16 protein-coding genes are annotated in these 16,327 nt (G+C 60.0%); 7 read left to right on the top strand and 9 right to left on the bottom strand.

All coding sequences use genetic code 11. The features are described 5' to 3' along the window. Window positions 1-38 precede the first annotated feature (38 nt). From CKW11_RS22745 to CKW11_RS22735, 3 genes are read left to right on the top strand one after another with little or no spacing between them, the layout of a single operon-like run. The gene (locus CKW11_RS22745) at window positions 39-410 is read left to right on the top strand and encodes a septal ring lytic transglycosylase RlpA family protein (RefSeq protein ID WP_095139482.1); all 372 of its coding nucleotides are present in this window, start codon (window positions 39-41) and stop codon (window positions 408-410) included. Window positions 411-456: 46 nt separating this feature from the next. Next, window positions 457-1,518 (top strand): calcium/sodium antiporter, encoded by a 1,062-nt coding sequence (locus tag CKW11_RS22740; protein WP_095139481.1) that lies wholly within the window; start codon window positions 457-459, stop codon window positions 1,516-1,518. Then, window positions 1,515-1,895, top strand: coding sequence for a carboxymuconolactone decarboxylase family protein (locus CKW11_RS22735; RefSeq protein ID WP_016984177.1), 381 nt, complete (start codon window positions 1,515-1,517; stop codon window positions 1,893-1,895). Before CKW11_RS22740 ends, CKW11_RS22735 begins: the two co-directional genes overlap by 4 nt. 136 nt (window positions 1,896-2,031) lie before the next feature. Here the strand turns inward: CKW11_RS22735 and CKW11_RS22730 are convergent, their stop codons facing one another. The 5 genes from CKW11_RS22730 to kdgD all read right to left on the bottom strand — a co-directional run bounded on the left by CKW11_RS22730 (window position 2,032) and on the right by kdgD (window position 8,742). After that, window positions 2,032-2,973 carry an AEC family transporter gene (locus tag CKW11_RS22730; protein ID WP_095139480.1) on the bottom strand — a complete coding sequence of 314 codons (942 nt, stop codon included), beginning with the start codon at window positions 2,971-2,973 and terminating at the stop codon, window positions 2,032-2,034. A gap of 258 nt (window positions 2,974-3,231) precedes the next feature. Beyond that, window positions 3,232-4,785 carry a galactarate dehydratase gene (garD, locus tag CKW11_RS22725; RefSeq protein WP_095139479.1) on the bottom strand — a complete coding sequence of 518 codons (1,554 nt, stop codon included), beginning with the start codon at window positions 4,783-4,785 and terminating at the stop codon, window positions 3,232-3,234. Window positions 4,786-4,796: 11 nt separating this feature from the next. Then, window positions 4,797-6,158: an MFS transporter gene (locus CKW11_RS22720; RefSeq protein WP_095139478.1), complete on the bottom strand. Its 1,362-nt coding sequence runs from the start codon at window positions 6,156-6,158 to the stop codon at window positions 4,797-4,799. Window positions 6,159-6,324: 166 nt separating this feature from the next. After that, on the bottom strand, window positions 6,325-7,770 hold the full coding sequence (locus CKW11_RS22715; RefSeq protein ID WP_095139477.1) for an aldehyde dehydrogenase family protein: 1,446 nt from the start codon (window positions 7,768-7,770) through the stop codon (window positions 6,325-6,327). 60 nt (window positions 7,771-7,830) lie between these two features. Then, the gene (gene kdgD, locus CKW11_RS22710) at window positions 7,831-8,742 is read right to left on the bottom strand and encodes a 5-dehydro-4-deoxyglucarate dehydratase (protein ID WP_007981458.1); all 912 of its coding nucleotides are present in this window, start codon (window positions 8,740-8,742) and stop codon (window positions 7,831-7,833) included. 237 nt (window positions 8,743-8,979) lie between these two features. Between kdgD and CKW11_RS22705 the strand changes: the two genes are divergently transcribed. From CKW11_RS22705 to CKW11_RS22695, 3 genes are all read left to right on the top strand, one after another. Further along, window positions 8,980-10,284 (top strand): phospholipase, encoded by a 1,305-nt coding sequence (locus tag CKW11_RS22705; RefSeq protein WP_095139476.1) that lies wholly within the window; start codon window positions 8,980-8,982, stop codon window positions 10,282-10,284. An 11-nt stretch (window positions 10,285-10,295) separates the two neighbouring features. Beyond that, window positions 10,296-10,484 carry a hypothetical protein gene (locus CKW11_RS22700; RefSeq protein ID WP_095139475.1) on the top strand — a complete coding sequence of 63 codons (189 nt, stop codon included), beginning with the start codon at window positions 10,296-10,298 and terminating at the stop codon, window positions 10,482-10,484. Window positions 10,485-10,728: 244 nt separating this feature from the next. Further along, a complete protein-coding gene (locus tag CKW11_RS22695; protein WP_095139474.1) occupies window positions 10,729-11,082 on the top strand; it encodes a hypothetical protein in 354 nt (117 codons plus the stop codon). A 4-nt stretch (window positions 11,083-11,086) separates the two neighbouring features. Here the strand turns inward: CKW11_RS22695 and CKW11_RS22690 are convergent, their stop codons facing one another. Together CKW11_RS22690 and CKW11_RS22685 are read right to left on the bottom strand one after the other, a co-directional pair. Then, window positions 11,087-11,833: a FadR/GntR family transcriptional regulator gene (locus tag CKW11_RS22690; protein ID WP_177440032.1), complete on the bottom strand. Its 747-nt coding sequence runs from the start codon at window positions 11,831-11,833 to the stop codon at window positions 11,087-11,089. A gap of 191 nt (window positions 11,834-12,024) precedes the next feature. Continuing rightward, on the bottom strand, window positions 12,025-13,752 hold the full coding sequence (locus CKW11_RS22685; RefSeq protein ID WP_095139473.1) for an ABC transporter ATP-binding protein/permease: 1,728 nt from the start codon (window positions 13,750-13,752) through the stop codon (window positions 12,025-12,027). Window positions 13,753-14,022: 270 nt separating this feature from the next. On the opposite strand from CKW11_RS22685, the gene CKW11_RS22680 reads away from it, so the two are divergent. Next, window positions 14,023-14,349: a hypothetical protein gene (locus CKW11_RS22680; protein ID WP_095139472.1), complete on the top strand. Its 327-nt coding sequence runs from the start codon at window positions 14,023-14,025 to the stop codon at window positions 14,347-14,349. Window positions 14,350-14,420: 71 nt separating this feature from the next. Here the strand turns inward: CKW11_RS22680 and CKW11_RS22675 are convergent, their stop codons facing one another. Together CKW11_RS22675 and CKW11_RS22670 are read right to left on the bottom strand one after the other, a co-directional pair. Continuing rightward, window positions 14,421-14,981 carry a response regulator transcription factor gene (locus CKW11_RS22675; protein ID WP_003221630.1) on the bottom strand — a complete coding sequence of 187 codons (561 nt, stop codon included), beginning with the start codon at window positions 14,979-14,981 and terminating at the stop codon, window positions 14,421-14,423. Beyond that, complete coding sequence (locus tag CKW11_RS22670) at window positions 14,974-16,236, bottom strand: ATP-binding protein (RefSeq protein WP_095139471.1); 1,263 nt, start codon at window positions 16,234-16,236, stop codon at window positions 14,974-14,976. Before CKW11_RS22670 ends, CKW11_RS22675 begins: the two co-directional genes overlap by 8 nt. Window positions 16,237-16,327: the final 91 nt, after the last annotated feature.

The raw sequence follows: 16,327 nt of genomic DNA, 5'->3' as shown, positions 1-16,327 counted from the left end.
ATTGGATTGTTTCCACATTTGTTTTGTGGAGCCTTTGAATGAAACGCCTGCTCGGCGCCTGCGCCCTGCTCTCTCTGCTGGCTGGTTGCGCCAGCAACGACATCATCGACCCGCACGGTTACGACCAGACCGGCGTCGCCTCTTATTACGGTGCCAAGCACCACGGTAAACGCACCGCCAGCGGCGAAGCGTTCAACCAGAATTCCCTGACCGCCGCCCATCGCCAGCTACCCTTCGGCACCCGGGTGAAGGTCACCAACCTGAAAAACGATGAATCCGTCGTGGTCCGTATCAATGACCGCGGCCCGCACACACGCGGGCGCCTGATCGACGTGTCTCGCGAGGCCGCCGAACAGCTCGGCATGTTGCGCAGCGGCACCGCACGGGTTCGCGTGCAGGCCCTCGACTGATGGAGCGCTGACCATTTTCGGATTAGCCGATTTACCCCTGATCAGCGTGATCGAACTGCTCGCGGGTCTGTGCCTGCTGATCTTCGGTGCCGAACTGATGGTACGTGCGGCGGTGCGCCTGGCGGCGCGTCTGCATGTACGGCCGCTGATCATCGGCCTGACCATCGTCGCCCTCGGCAGCAGTGCGCCACAAATGGCCGTCAGCCTGCAAGCCGCATTGGCGCACAACCCCGACATCGCAGTCGGCAGCGTGGTCGGCAGCAGCATCTTCAATATCCTCGTGACCCTCGGCCTGTCGGCACTGATCATTCCGCTGCGGGTCTCGCGGCAACTGGTGCGCCTGGATATTCCATTGATGATCGGCGCCAGCCTGCTGGTATTCGTATTGGCGTGGAACGAAGAAATCGGGCGTTTCGACGGCATCCTGTTGTTGGCCGCATTAGCGCTGTATCTCGGCTTATTGTTGCGCCAGTCACGGCACTCGACGCGGCCGCATACAGAGCGAGTTGAAACACCCCAAACGTCGTGGATCGGCAGTTCTCTGATGATCGTCGTCGGTTTGGCGATGCTGGTATTTGCCGGGCACCTTTTGCTCGGAGCTGCCGTGGTGGTAGCAACTGATCTTGGATTTTCCGAGCGCGTCATTGGCCTGACCGTCGTCGCTGTCGGCACCTCCCTGCCGGAACTGGCCACTTCGCTGATCGCCGCACTGCGCGGACAACGGGATATTGCCGTCGGCAACGTGATCGGCGCCAACCTGTTCAATCTGCTCGGGGTACTCGGCCTGACCGCATTGATCGCACCGACGCCACTGTCGGTGTCGCCGAACGCACTGGATTTCGACCTGCCGGTGATGCTCGGCGTCGCCGCGCTGTGCCTGCCAGTGTTCTATTCCGGCTACCGCGTGACCCGTGCCGAAGGTTTGCTGTTGCTCGGTTTGTATTTGGCGTACGGGCTGCACGTGGTGTCGTTTACCACCGGCATGCCACTGGCCGGCAAGCTTGAAAAGTTGATGCTGTTCTACGTGCTGCCGACGCTGTTGACGTTTCTGTTGTTCACGTCGATCCGCGCCTGGCGCCGCCAACACCACAAGAGGGATATGCCATGACCGAATCGAAGAAGTCCGGGGTTGAAGTCCGCCGCCAGGTAATGGGCGATGCGTTTGTTGATCGCGCCTTGGGCAACGCCACCGAGTTCACTCAACCCTTGCAGGATTTCGTCAATGAACATGCCTGGGGTGGCGTGTGGAATCGTGAGGGTCTGCCGCTGAAAACCCGCAGCCTGATCACGCTTGCTGCGCTGACCGCGCTGAAGTGCCCGCAAGAGCTGAAGGGCCATGTGCGTGGTGCGCTGAACAATGGCTGCACGGTGGATGAGATTCGCGAGGCGCTGCTGCATTGCGCAGTGTATGCCGGCGTGCCGGCGGCGATTGATGCGTTTCGCGCGGCGCAGGAAGTGATCGATACCTATCAGAAACCTGAGTGACTGGACTGACGCCTTCGCGAGCAAGCCCGCTCCCACAGAGTTCTTTGGTGTTGTTGAAATCTGATTAACAACACAAAAACCTGTGGGAGCGGGCTTGCTCGCGAAGAGGCCCTTTCAGCCACTGAAGATCTGCCAGTCAGATCCACCCACCCCACTGCAACAGAAAGATCCCGATATTGGTGGTCACCGCCGCCATCAACGTGGTCAACACAATGATCGCCGCCGCCAGCTCATGATTGCCCTGCGCCGCCCGGGCCATGACGAAACTGGCTGCCGCCGTCGGGCTGCCGAAGTACAGAAACAGAATCCCCAGCTCCGCGCCACGAAAGCCCCACAGCCATGCGCCGAGCGTCGCCAGCACCGGCAGACCGATCATCTTCACCAGACTCGAACTCAGCGCCATGCTGCCGCTCTTGCGCAGCGCCGCCAGTGACAGCGTGCCACCAATGCAGATCAGCGCCAGCGGCAAGGTGGTTTGCGCCAGATACTGGCCAGAGGTTTCCAGCCAGCCCGGCAGGCTGATCTGAAAATACGCGAACGGCGCGGCGGCAATCACGCTGATGATCAGCGGGTTGCTGAACACGCTTTTGCAGATGCTCCACGGATCGGACTTGATCACCGGGCTGTACACCGCCAGCACGATGGTCGACAGCGTGTTGTAGAACAGGATCACCAGCGCCGCGAGAATCGCCCCGAGGGAAATCCCGTAGTCACCGTACATGCTCGCCGCCAGCGCCAGACCAATCACCCCGTTGTTGCCGCGAAACGCGCCCTGGGTGTAAATGCCGCGATCTTCGCGCGGGCACTTGATGATCGCCCAGCCCCAGGCCAGGGCAAAACTCACCAGCGTGGCGAGCGCAAAGTAAATCAGCAGCGCCGGTTGCAGCGCGGCATGCAGGTCCGCATGCAGAATCCCGAGAAACAGCAGCGCCGGCATGCTGACGTTGAACACCAGCGAGGAAGCGGTGTGGATGAAGTTGTCGTTGATCCAGTCGATGCGTTTGAGCAACACCCCGAGAAACAGCATGGCGAACACCGGTGCAGTGATGTTCAGGGTTTCGAGGAAGATTGCCAGCATGCCGGGGGAGCCTTTGGGTGAGCGTCGTCAGGGCTTAATGATAAGCCAAAAGCTTGAAAAGCCCCTCACCCTAACCCTCTCCCGGAGGGAGAGGGTTAGGGTGAGGTGTGGTGCGTCATACATCGACCCGAGAGACCGAGTCGATTATGGATTCGATAGATCCCTTTCAGGTCGGTGTATTACTAGAATATTCCCGGATCGGCCCCCTCTCCCTCCGGGAGAGGGTTGGGGTGAGGGTAGCTTTTGCCTCACAAACCATCAGGTAATCGGCGCCGGATTGAACAACGTAATGTCGTTATGCAGCTTGTGCTTCTCCGCCCAGGTCTGTTGCTTGCCGCTCGCCACATCCAGGTAGTAGTGGAACAACTCCCAGCCCAACTCCTCGATGGACGCGCGACCGGTTGCGATGCGTCCGGCGTCGATATCAATCAGGTCCGGCCAGCGCTGTGCCAATTCCGTACGCGTCGAAACCTTGACCACTGGCGCCATCGCCAATCCATACGGCGTACCCCGCCCGGTGGTGAACACATGCAGGTTCATCCCCGCTGCCAACTGCAAGGTGCCGCAGACAAAATCACTGGCCGGCGTCGCGCAGAAAATCAAACCCTTCTGCTTGAAACGCTCGCCCGGGCCGAGCACGCCATTGATCGCGCTGCTGCCGGATTTGACGATCGAGCCCAGCGACTTCTCGACAATGTTCGACAACCCGCCCTTCTTGTTGCCCGGCGTGGTGTTGGCACTGCGATCCGCTTCACCTTTGGCCAGATAACGGTCGTACCAATCCATCTCGCGCACCAGTTCCTGCGCCACAGTCTTGGTTTCGGCACGGGAAGTCAGCAGATAAATCGCATCGCGCACTTCGGTGACTTCGGAAAACATCACCGTCGCCCCCGCACGCAGCAGCAAGTCCGAGGCATATCCCAGCGCCGGGTTGGCGGTGATTCCGGAGAACGCATCGCTGCCGCCGCACTGCATGCCGAGGATCAGCTCCGAGGCCGACACAGTTTCGCGACGGCGCTGGTCGAGCTTCTTCAACCGGACTTCAGCCAACGCCATGATCTGCTCGATCATCTCGGTGAAACCGTGACTGGAATCCTGCAGGCGATACAGCCATGGCTCGCTCAAGTCGACCGAGGCATCGTCCTCATGCATCACCTGCCCGGCCTGCAATTTCTCGCAGCCCAGACTGATCACCAGCGCTTCGCCACCCAAGTTCGGGTTGCGCGCCAGATTGCGCACGGTGCGGATCGGGATGTAGGCGTCGGTGGCGGTGATCGCCACGCCGCAGCCGTAGCTGTGGGTCAGCGCCACCACATCATCGACGTGCGGATACTTCGGCAGCAACTCGTCCTTGATGCGTTTCACCGCGTGATCGAGCACACCAGTCACGCACTGCACCGTGGTGGTGATCCCGAGAATATTGCGCGTGCCGACGGTGCCGTCGGCGTTGCGATAACCCTCGAACGTGAAGCCTTCCAGCGGTGCCTGCGCGGTCGGCACTTCGGTGGACAGCGGCAGGCTGTCCAGCGGCGGCGCGGTGGGCATGCGCAGTTGATCTTCCTTGACCCAGCTGCCGCGTGGAATCGGCTGCAACGCGTAGCCGATGGTCTGGCCGTAGCGAATCACTTGGCCGCCCTCGGGAATGTCCTCGAGGGTGACCTTGTGGCTCTGCGGCACAAAATCCACGGTCACCAGACCGCCCGGGAACTCGGTGCCGGCCGGTACGCCCTGGTCGTTGACCACAATCACTACGTTGTCCCGCTCGTGCAGGCGGATGTAGCGCGGCGAGTCGGAATGTTCAATCAACTGCATGACGCCGCTCCTCAGGAATGCGCTTGAGACAATTTGCCGGTGACTTCAGAACCACCGTTGGTTGGCGGCTCTTTGAGCACCACACGTTTGATCGGGCCGACGATCACCAGGTAGCTGAACACCGCAACCAGTGCGTTGGCACCGACGAACACCAGCGCCCACTTGAACGAACCGGTGGAGCTGATGATGTAGCCAATCACGATCGGCGTAGTAATCGAGGCGATGTTGCCGAAGGTATTGAACAGGCCACCGCTCAGACCAGCGATCTGTTTTGGCGAAGTGTCGGACACCACTGCCCAACCGAGCGCGCCCACGCCTTTGCCGAAGAATGCCAGGGCCATGAAGCCAACCACCATCCACTCCACATCAACATAGTTGCAAGCGACGATGCTGCTGGACACCAGCAGGCCGGCGATGATCGGTGCCTTGCGCGCGAAGGTCAGCGAATGCCCTTTGCGCAGCAGGTAATCGGAAATCACCCCGCCAAGCACGCCACCGATGAAACCGCAGATTGCCGGCAGCGAGGCAATGAAACCGGCCTTGAGGATGGTCATACCGCGTTCCTGCACCAGGTACACCGGGAACCAGGTCAGGAAGAAATAGGTGATGCCGTTGATGCAGTACTGGCCCAGATACACGCCGAGCATCATGCGGTTGGTCAGCAACTGACGGATGTAATCCCACTTCGGACCGTCGGATTTTTTGCCCTTCTGATCCATGTCGACCATGCCGCCGTTGTCGGCGATGTGCTTGAACTCGGCGTCGTTGATGCGAGGGTGTTCGCGCGGGCTATAGATGACTTTCAGCCAGACCAGCGAAAACACGATGCCGAGCATACCCATGACGATGAACACGTGCTCCCAACCGAAGGAATACACGATCCAGCCCATCAACGGCGCGAACAACACGGTGGCGAAGTATTGCGCCGAATTGAAGATTGCCGAAGCCGTACCGCGTTCAGCGGTCGGGAACCAGGCGGCAACGATGCGCGCGTTGCCGGGGAAGGATGGCGCTTCGGCCAGCCCCACCAGAAAACGCAGCATGAACAGCGCAACGATCGCCGTGGACATGCCGAATTCACCGACAAAGCCTTGCAGCACGGTGAACAGTGACCAGGTGAAAATGCTCAGGGCATAGACTTTTTTCGAGCCGAAGCGATCGAGCAGCCAGCCACCGGGAATCTGCCCGGCAACGTAGGCCCAGCCGAAAGCAGAGAAGATGTAGCCGAGGGTGACCGCGTCGATGCCGAGGTCTTTTTGCAGGCTGGAACCGGCGATGGCGATGGTCGCGCGGTCGGCGTAGTTGATCGTGGTCACCAGAAACAGCATGAGCAGGATCAAATAGCGGACGTGAGTCGGCTTGGACGATTGCATGTAGATGTACTCCCACTGATTATTTTTATGCGCGGGTGAATCTTCTTTGGTCTTGCATTTATTCCCTGTAGGAGCTGCCGAAGGCTCGGGCCGCGATCGGACGATCTTTTGATCTTCAAAAGCAAAGATCGCAGCCTTCGGCAGCTCCTACAGGGGTATTGCTGTATCAGGAGCCGATGTAGCTGGTCTTCACGACCGTGTAGAACTCTTGTGCATAGCGCCCTTGCTCACGTGAGCCATAGGATGAACCCTTACGGCCACCGAACGGAACGTGGTAATCGACACCGGCGGTCGGCAGGTTGACCATCACCATCCCGGCTTGCGAATGACGCTTGAAGTGGTTGGCGTACTTCAGCGACGTGGTAGCAATACCGGCGGACAAGCCGAACTCGGTGTCGTTGGCCATCGCCAGCGCCGCCTCGTAATCGGCCACGCGAACGACGTTGGCCACCGGGCCGAAGATCTCTTCACGGCTGATGCGCATCGACGCTTCGCTGTCGGCAAACAGCGTTGGCGCGAGGAAGTAACCTTCGGTGTCGCAAGTCACCAGACCACCGCCGCTGACCAGACGCGCACCTTCGCTCTGGCCGATGTCGATGTACTTCATGTCCTGTTCAAGCTGCGCTTGGGAAACCACCGGACCGATGTCAGTGCCGGACTTCAGCGCGTGGCCGACCTTGATCGACTGCATGCGCTCGGCCATGGCCTCGACGAATTTGTCGTGAATCCCGGCGGTGACGATCAAGCGGCTCGACGCCGTGCAACGCTGGCCGGTGGAGTAGAACGCGCTCTGCACCGACAGCTCGACTGCTTGCTTGAGGTCGGCGTCGTCGAGAATGATCTGCGGGTTCTTGCCGCCCATTTCCAGCTGCACCTTGGCCTGGCGCGACACGCAATTAACGGCGATCTGCCGACCCACGCCCACCGAACCGGTGAAGCTGATGCCATCGACTTTCGGGCTGTTGACCAGCGCTTCGCCAACCACCCGGCCGCTGCCCATCACCAGATTGAACACGCCGGCCGGGAAGCCTGCGCGGGAGATGATTTCCGCCAGCGCCCAGGCACAGCCCGGCACCAGATCCGCCGGTTTCAGCACCACGCAGTTGCCGTAGGCCAACGCCGGGGCGATCTTCCACGCCGGAATCGCAATCGGGAAGTTCCACGGAGTGATCAGACCGACCACGCCGAGGGCTTCGCGAGTCACTTCGACGTTGACGCCCGGGCGCACCGACGGCACATAGTCGCCGGACAGACGCAGGCATTCACCGGCGAAAAACTTGAAGATGTTGCCGGCGCGGGTCACTTCGCCGATGGCTTCGGGCAGCGTCTTGCCCTCTTCCCGGGCCAGCAGGGTGCCGAGTTCTTCGCGACGGGCGAGGATTTCCGTGCCGACCTTATCCAGCGCATCGTGACGGGCCTGAATGCCGGACGTCGACCACGCCGGGAACGCGGCTCGGGCCGCATCGATAGCGGCGTTAACCTGAGTCAGGTCAGCCTTGGCGTAGTCGCCGATGGTGTCGCTCAACTCGGACGGGTTGATGTTGGCCGAGTAATCGGCACCGGCAACCCATTCACCGTTGATGTAGTTGTCGTAACGCTTGGAAGCAGCCACAGAAAATTCTCCTCTCTACGCAAAAGCCGCTGATTGCTCAGCGGCCTCTTGGGTCGGTGTTTATTGCGCGCCTTGCTTGTCGATCAGCGCGGCGAGCATTTCGTACTCTTCGCCGGTCAGGTCGGTCAGCGGCGCCCGCACCGGACCTGCGTCATAGCCGGCGATCTTGGCGCCTGCCTTGACGATGCTCACGGCATAACCGGCCTTGCGGTTGCGGATGTCGAGGTACGGCAGGAAGAAGTCGTCGATGATCTTGCCGACGGTGGCGTGATCTTCGCGAGCAATGGCGTGGTAGAAATCCATCGCGGTTTTCGGGATGAAGTTGAACACCGCCGACGAGTAAACCGGCACGCCCAAAGCCTTATAGGCAGCGGCGTAGACTTCGGCGGTCGGCAGGCCGCCGAGGTAGCTGAAGCGATCACCGAGGCGGCGACGGATCGACACCATCAGCTCGATATCGCCCAGACCATCCTTGTAGCCGATCAGGTTCGGGCAGCGCTCGGCCAGACGTTCCAGCAGTGGCGCGGTCAGGCGGCAGACGTTGCGGTTGTAGACCACCACACCGATGTTCACCGATTTGCACACCGCTTCAACGTGGGCGGCGACGCCGTCCTGGCTGGCTTCGGTCAGGTAGTGCGGCAGCAGCAACAGGCCTTTGGCGCCCAGACGCTCGGCCTCCTGCGCGTACTCGATGGCTTGACGGGTCGAGCCGCCGACACCGGCCAGAATCGGCACGCTGGTGGCGCAGGTATCGACCGCCGTCTTGATGATTTCCGAGTATTCGCTGGCTGCCAGGGAGAAGAACTCACCGGTGCCGCCGGCGGCGAAAAGTGCCGACGCGCCGTACGGGGCCAGCCATTCCAGACGTTTGATGTAGCCAGCGCGGTTGAAATCGCCCTGGGCATTGAAATCGGTGACCGGGAACGACAGCAGACCGGCGGAGAGGATGGACTTCAGTTCTTGTGGATTCATTTTTCGAACACCCTGGGTAGCAACATTTTTTTGTGAGTTTTATGGTTCAGCCAGTGCTGAAGTTGTAGGTCATCGTACAACTTAAAAGATAACCGTCAACTGCATTTCATCGTCGCCTCACTCTTTTTGTCGGACAAGATTCGTTCTTGACGTAGGAAAAATCTGGGCTAGGCTCGATTTGACTGTATATCCATACAGTTAAAATAAATCCACCGACGACATATCAAGGAGAAAGAAATGTCCGGACTGCACCCGAAACCACAGGAAAGGCCCCAACCGGTCGTCGCCCGATTCGATGATCTTTTCACCGTAAATGGCATCCACTTCAACGCTGACAATCCGCATCTGCTGCTGCATATTGCCGACGCCCACAGCGATGTCGAACCGGCCACCGCCCTCCCCGGCAAAGCGTTGAACATTCGACCGCCACTGCGCTTCGAGGGCGCTGAACACACATCCATCGGCGATAACACCCTGCTGCGCTTCAGCGAAAACGCCGAGCCGATTCGCGCGCAAAACGTGCCCCTGCACCTGCCCAATGGCCTCGTGCTGACCTACGGCCAGGTGGTGGCGCTGGCCGGAGATTTCTACGGCGTGGTCGATCGACCGATCAACGAAGGCGCGACCCCGGCTGATCGCCTGAACCGCTTCAGCGCGGCATTCGATACTCTCGCCGTGCTCCCGGCCTCCCGCGCCGAGGCCACGCAGATTCTTGCGGTCATGCAAAAAGAGATCGACGCGGTTAAACAGGCGATCAAGGACGGTAAACCACCGCACGAAGCCTACGATGCACTGGGAGATACGTTGTCGGAAGAGTGGAACAGGCTCACCGGTGGCGGCAGTTTTGTCTCGGCGCTGTTCCCGCTCGGGCGTTATCTGAAACTGGCGGCGAACAACGCCGACCACTTCGGCGACTGGGCCAGACTGGCCTACATCGCCGGCCACACCGCCGCCCTGCAAACCGCCGTCGCGGCCCGCGCCACTCACGATGAACAACAATTGGAACGGGCCTACGCGATGAACGCGTTTGCCGACCACTTCCTCACCGACCTGTTCTCTGCCGGCCACCTGCGGGTGCCGCGTAAAGAGATGGCGGCGGTGGTCACGCCGAGCGATCTCGGCTCGCTGGTAACCCGTTTCATGCACGACGAGGACAGCAAATTCGGCCTCAACGTGCGCAACGCCCATGGCGATCAATGGCGCGCCTACGGCGACAAACGCTACTTCGAGGCCAGCGATGCGGACAACCGCACCCAGGTCAATCTGGCGGTGCAGGCCTCGGCGGATGAAATCTTCGCCGCCTACCTCAGCGGCAACGTGCCCGCCCCTTCGACGTTTGCCGCGCTGCAACGCCTGCCGGATCTGACGGCGGTGCTGAATCTTGCCGGCAACTTCTCGCCGCTGTTCCGCGTCGAGGGCGGCAAGGTGCTGCGGCGCAAAGACGTGAACAACCTCAACGACACCGCCACCATCGATGACTGGTGGGGCTGGAGCACCTACCTGCTGCTCAAGGACTACCACCCGACGGGCAATGTCAACTAAGGAGAATGAGCATGACGATCACATTGAAACTGGAACTGGCGTCGGGGCAGTCGCTGCAAGGTGCGCCATTGGAGTTGCTGGCAGATGGCAAGCCGATTGCGCGGGGGATTGTGGATGAGGACGGTTTGGTAGCGTTTACTGCCAAGCCGGGGCAAGCGCAACTGGCAGTGAGGGTGGATCGCTCGATATTGCCGCGCTGAATTCACCGGCCCCTTCGCGAGCAAGCCCGCTCCCACGTTGTAATGCATTTCAAGTGTGGGAGCGGGCTTGCTCGCGAAGAGGCCTGTGACTAAGACCGTTCGTCGAAACTGGTATTTCTTACAGGTGCCAGATCAATCCTCTGCCGGCTTCAATGTTCAAGGAGTTAACGAACCGGCTCCGCCAGGTAACGCCTTAATCAGCGTGCCTTGAACGGTTTGATGGATATTGAAACGGAGTTTGATCATGGCTACACAAGTGAACGCTTTGGCCGCGCCACTTCTCAAGGAAGCAGAAGACGGAAAACTTTATGTTGGCAAACTGACGGGAGCGGCCCACGGAGAAGTGCCGCCCTACCCTCCTGCATCTGTCGGTGACCGAATTACTTTTCATGTAGTGACCACCTCAGGTAACACGTGGCAAGACCATCACGTACTGACTGCGCCCGAGTTAGGAATGCCGATCACTTTCTTAATCCCCAAAGATGTTTTTGAAAAGAAACTGACTCCCGAAGCGACTGCCGATCTCCACTACATCGTCACACGTCTCAATCAGGCACCAGAGCCATCACCTCCTCTGCGCATTAAACTGGAACGGTAACCTTTCACCCCTGCGCCTGCGCCTCTTCATGGGCCTGGCGCAGTCTTTCGCGGCTGTTGGTCAAGTGCAGACGCATTGCCGCTCGCGCCGCATCGGAATCCTGGCGGGCAATCGCCTCGTAGATTTCCTCGTGCTCGCGGCTCAGGCGGTTCATGTAGTGCTGCTGATCATCATGGGCCAGGCGCGCCGAATTCAGCCGCGTACGCGGAATGATGCTGGTGCCCAGGTGGGTCATGATGTCGGTGAAGTAGCGGTTGCCGGTGGACAGGGCGATTTCCAGGTGGAAAGCGAAGTCCGAGGCTACCGCATCGCTGGCGTGAGCGACGCTGTCGTTCAGCGCATCGAGGGCGGCGCGCATGGTTGCCAGTTGTTCGGGGCTGCGGCGTTGCGCGGCGAGGCCGGCGGACTCCACTTCCAGGCTGATGCGCAATTCGAGAATCGCCAGCACATCACGCAAGGTGACGACCGTGGCCGGGTCGATGCGAAAACCGCTGGGGCTTGGCGTGTCGAGCACGAAGGTGCCGATGCCGTGGCGGGTTTCCACCTGGCCGGCAGCCTGCAAGCGGGAGATCGCCTCGCGCACCACGGTGCGGCTGACACCGTGCTCCTGCATGATCGCCGACTCGGTGGGCAATTTGTCGCCGCGCTTGAGCAGACCGTCGCGGATCTGCTCGGTCAGCACCGTCACCAGCTCCTGAGCCAGGCTGCGGCGCTTGCGTGGGAGGCGTGGAGTGTCGATCGGGTTTTCCATGGTCAACGTCTGGTCTCGAAAATTCGGCTTGGTAGGCATCATAGCGCACGCGGGTTGTACGATCACATCCCGCCTCACATTACGCCATGTGGGAGCGGGCTTGCTCGCGAAGGCGGTGTGTCAGGCAACCGATTTGTCGACTGAAGGGACGCCTTCGCGAGCAAGCCCGCTCCCACAGGGGGTTGTGGTGATCACGCGGTCACGGCCTGCTCCACCAGATGCCCGCTGTCGATCCGCACATGCCGCGGGTGGAAACGCTTGAGGCTGCTGCGATGGCCAACGCTGACAATGCTCAGGCCCGGCAACTGATCGATCAGCGCCTGATACAACGTTGCCTCATCCTCTTCATCCATCGCCGACGTCGCTTCGTCCATATACAGCCATTGCGGTGCGTAAAGCATGGCGCGGGCGAAGGCAAGACGTTGCTGTTCACCCGGCGACAGCATGCGCTGCCAGTGATTGGCTTCGTCCAGACGCGCAACCAGATGCGGCAGACGGCAGATTTCCAGCACTTCGGCATAACGCTCAGGCGCGTAGGTCTCACTCGGCTGTGGATAACTCAAGGCCTCGCGCAAGGTGCCGATCGGCAGGTACGGTTTCTGCGGCAGGAACAGGTAACGCGCCGCCGGCAGCCGGATGTTGCCGTGCCCCGCCGGCCACAGGTGTCCCATCGCTCGCAGCAACGTCGACTTGCCGCTGCCGGAGCGGCCGCTGAGCATTACACGCTCGCCCGGCTCGACTGTCATGTCGGCATTGGTCAGCAGGTGACGACCATCAGCCAGATCCAGGCCGAGGTTGTGCACTTGCAATTCGCTGCCCTGATTCTGCACATCGATGGCTGGGCGGCGCTGTTCGTTATCGGTCATGGCCTGACGGAAACTCAACAGACGATCACAGGTGGCACGCCAGGACGCGAGGCTCTGGTAGGCGCTGATAAACCAGCTGAAACTCTCCTGGACGTTGCCGAACGCCGAGCTGATCTGCATCAGCTCACCAAGTTCGATCTTGCCGGCGAGGTAACGCGGCGACGCGACGATGAACGGGAAAATGATCGCCGCCTGGCTGTAACCGGCGGTGAAAAATGTCAGGCGCTTGGACACTTTCATGATGTCCCAGAAGTTATGCCAGACCATGCCGAAACGGTTGCTCAAGCGGCGATTCTCGTTCGGCTCGCCGTTATACAACGCGATGCTCTCGGCATTTTCACGAATCCGCACCATGGAAAAACGCAGGTCGGCTTCGAAACGTTGTTGTTGATTGTTCAGGCCGATCAGGCGACGACCGATCAAATGCGTCAGCCAGCTGCCCACCACGGCGTAGACCAGCACGCACCAGAACATGTAGCCGGGAATGGTGATGCCATAGACTTCGATGCTGCCCGACACACCCCACAAAATGATCGAGAACGACACCAGGCTGACAATATTGCGCAGCAGGCCGATCCCCAACTCAAGGGTGTTGGAAGTGAAGTTGTTGAGGTCTTCGGAAATCCGCTGGTCCGGGTTATCGGTGTAACCACCCTGCTCCAGCTGGTAGTAATTCTTGTCGGCGAGCCAACGGGAGAAATGCTTTTCGGTGAGCCAGGCCCGCCAGCGAATCGTCAGCATCTGGGTCAGATACAGCCGATACACCGCACCGACAATCGCCACCGCCGCAATGCCGCAGAAATACAGAATCAAGCGCCAGAACGCCGCCTCATCCTTCTTTTGCAGCGCGTTGTAGAAATCCTTGTACCAGGTGTTGAACCACACCGAGATGCCCACACTCAGCAGCGAGAGCGCGATCACCGCAATCAGCAACGTCCAGGCCTTGCCCTTCTCTTCGCTGCGCCAGTAAGGCGTGATGATCGCCCACACCTTGCGAAAAAACTGCCCGCGCACAGCATCGTTGACCGCGGAATATTCAGCGTTCTGATTCATGGAAAAGGCTCGATAAAGAAAAGAACAGATACGCACCGATCATAGATGATCGGTGCATTTTATCGCCAGAGTGGGACTGGCTCATTCAGGGATTGTTCAGATTCATGGGGGTTTCAGTATCGCAGCGAGCGCACGTACCGTTCATCGGGACTGTCAGAGTTGACAGTAGAGGGGGGCGATTCAGGCTGATCAACTGGGCTGGCCTCCTGCAAGGAATTCGCTGTGAATCAGGAGAGCAGGTTACCCCTCTGACAACGAAAGGAATTGGTCATGAACAAAGAAGACAACCCGCTTGATGCTCCAACCAGCGATTCGATCAGGAATGGCAAACTGTCTATCAGCAAGCTCGGGGATTCGGGAACTACATTCACATTCGGGTCCAAAAATTCCAAGGTTCATATCAATCTTGCCTGGATCGGTTATGCCTCCGGAAAGAAATCCGAACAGAAAGGCGGTAAAAACAACGAGCTTATTCTCCCGGTAACAAAAGCTACCTTGGAAAGCTGGTTGGGGCTGGATCTCTACGCGCAATGCGAAGCGACACTTGGTGAAAAACAATACTCATCGCCAAAAACGTTCTTCACGGTTGTAGATTGAACCCAAGGCGCTAGCCTAATGCAGGGTAGCGCCTGTTTCATTCAGTCCAGCTCATTTGCCCAGAAAACCTTTTAACGACGAACCGGGCGCTTCTGCAGTTTGCGCTGCAGGGTGCGGCGGTGCATGCCCAAGGCACGGGCAGTCGCGGAGATGTTGCCTTCGTGTTCGGTCAGCACACGCTGGATGTGCTCCCATTGCAGACGGTCAACCGACATCGGGTTTTCCGGCACCAGACTGTCGAGGTCGGCGTGCTCGGAGAGCAGCGCGGCCAGTACGTCATCGGCGTCGGCCGGTTTGCACAGGTAGTTGCAGGCACCGCGCTTGATCGCTTCGACCGCGGTGGCAATGCTCGAATAACCAGTGAGGATCACCACGCGCATTTCCGGGTCCAGCTCCAGCAGCTTGGGCAGCAGCACCAGGCCGGAGTCGCCGTCCATTTTCAGGTCCAGCGCGGCGTAGTCCGGCAGGTCAGCCTGGGCGATGGTCAGGCCTTCTTCGGCGGAACCTGCGGTGCTGACGCGAAAGCCACGGCGGGCCATGGCACGGGCCATCACCCGGGTAAAGGTCGCGTCGTCGTCGACCAGCAGCAAATGCGGCAGTTCTTCGCCTTCGACTTGGATTTCGTCACTCATGTTGGTCTCCTCGGGCGCCGTGGGGCAGGCGCAGCTCGGTGAGCGTGCCGCCTTCCTCATGACTATAGAGTTTCACTGAGCCGCCGGCGCGTGTCACGCTGGCCTTGCTCAAAAACAGGCCCAGGCCGAAACCTTTGCCCTTGGTGGTAAAAAACGGTTTGCCGATCTGCTCGGCGATGGCCAGCGGCACGCCGGCGCCGTGGTCACGAATGCTGATGGTCACGGTTTCCGCATCCCAGTCCAGCGTCACCTGAAGATTTTCCGGGCAAGCGTCGGCGGCGTTGTTCAGCAGGTTGAGCAGCGCCTGGGTCAGATCCGGTGGCGGCGCCATGCGCGGCACGCTGCCCTGGCCGAGACGCTGGAAGCGATAACTGGCTTCCGGACGCATCAGGTGCCAGCGGTTCAGCGCTTCGTCGAGCCATTGGGTGACGTCCTGTATCTCTACCGCCATACGGCGGTTGGCTTCGGCGGCGCGTACCAGTTGCTGCAGGGTTTCTTTGCACAGTTTGACCTGATCCTGCAGCACCTTGAGGTCGTCTTGCAGCATCGCGTCGGGGTGATCTTGCTGCATCTCCTTGAGTAATACGCTCATGGTCGCCAGCGGCGTGCCGAGTTCATGCGCGGCGCCGGCCGCCTGAGTGGCGACGGCGAGCAACTGCTGATCGCGCAAGCCTTCTTCGCGACGAATCGCGCGCAATTCTTCCTGACGACGCAGCTCTTCAGCCATGCGCGCAGCGAAAAACGTGATCACCGCAGCGGCCAGCGCGAAGCTCAGCCACATGCCGTAGATCTGCAGGTTCTCGCGGGCCACCGGCAGGGTTTCCAGCGGGTAGAAACGCGTGAGCATCACGGTGTACAGCGCCAGCGCGATGCCGGACAGAATCACCGAATAACGCCACGGCAGCGTCACCGCCGCGATGGTCAGCGGCACCAGGTAATAGGAAACGAACGGGTTGGTCGAACCGCCGGAGAAATACAGCAACGCACTGTGGATCACCAGATCGCAGGCCAGTTGCAGCGCATATTCGAGTTCGGTCACCGGCCACGACGTACGCAGTCGCACGGCAGTGAACACGCACAGCAGAATCGAGCAGCCGAGGGTCATTGCCAGTTGCACCCACGGCAACGGCAGCAGTTGCAGCCAGTAGGCCAGGCCGACGGAACCGGCCTGTGCGGCAAGCACCAGGGTGCGAATGAAAGTCAGCCGCCAGAGGTTCTGGCGAGTGGCGGAAGTCAGTTGTACGGGGGCGAGCATGAGCTCTCCTGATGAGCGCTCCAGGCGGATCGCACGGAGTATAACCAAGCCGCGCCTTTGAGAGGCGAAAGTGCGGCAAATGACCACATGG

This window comes from Pseudomonas sp. Irchel s3a10, from assembly GCF_900187525.1.
GTDB classification, from domain to species: Bacteria; Pseudomonadota; Gammaproteobacteria; order Pseudomonadales; family Pseudomonadaceae; genus Aquipseudomonas; species Aquipseudomonas koreensis_G.
This window is presented reverse-complemented; position numbering and strand designations above follow the sequence as displayed.

Bases quoted from the DNA above. Each gene is read 5' to 3' on its own strand.
- CKW11_RS22745 (WP_095139482.1), top strand. From the start codon at position 39: ATGAAACGCCTGCTCGGCGCCTGCGCCCTGCTCTCTCTGCTGGCTGGT.
- CKW11_RS22735 (WP_016984177.1), top strand. From the start codon at position 1,515: ATGACCGAATCGAAGAAGTCCGGGGTTGAAGTCCGCCGCCAGGTAATG.
- CKW11_RS22730 (WP_095139480.1), bottom strand. From the start codon at position 2,973: ATGCTGGCAATCTTCCTCGAAACCCTGAACATCACTGCACCGGTGTTC.
- garD (WP_095139479.1), bottom strand. From the start codon at position 4,785: ATGCAGTTGATTGAACATTCCGACTCGCCGCGCTACATCCGCCTGCAC.
- CKW11_RS22720 (WP_095139478.1), bottom strand. From the start codon at position 6,158: ATGCAATCGTCCAAGCCGACTCACGTCCGCTATTTGATCCTGCTCATG.
- kdgD (WP_007981458.1), bottom strand. From the start codon at position 8,742: ATGAATCCACAAGAACTGAAGTCCATCCTCTCCGCCGGTCTGCTGTCG.
- CKW11_RS22705 (WP_095139476.1), top strand. From the start codon at position 8,980: ATGTCCGGACTGCACCCGAAACCACAGGAAAGGCCCCAACCGGTCGTC.
- CKW11_RS22700 (WP_095139475.1), top strand. From the start codon at position 10,296: ATGACGATCACATTGAAACTGGAACTGGCGTCGGGGCAGTCGCTGCAA.
- CKW11_RS22695 (WP_095139474.1), top strand. From the start codon at position 10,729: ATGGCTACACAAGTGAACGCTTTGGCCGCGCCACTTCTCAAGGAAGCA.
- CKW11_RS22690 (WP_177440032.1), bottom strand. From the start codon at position 11,833: ATGGAAAACCCGATCGACACTCCACGCCTCCCACGCAAGCGCCGCAGC.
- CKW11_RS22685 (WP_095139473.1), bottom strand. From the start codon at position 13,752: ATGAATCAGAACGCTGAATATTCCGCGGTCAACGATGCTGTGCGCGGG.
- CKW11_RS22680 (WP_095139472.1), top strand. From the start codon at position 14,023: ATGAACAAAGAAGACAACCCGCTTGATGCTCCAACCAGCGATTCGATC.
- CKW11_RS22675 (WP_003221630.1), bottom strand. From the start codon at position 14,981: ATGAGTGACGAAATCCAAGTCGAAGGCGAAGAACTGCCGCATTTGCTG.
- CKW11_RS22670 (WP_095139471.1), bottom strand. From the start codon at position 16,236: ATGCTCGCCCCCGTACAACTGACTTCCGCCACTCGCCAGAACCTCTGG.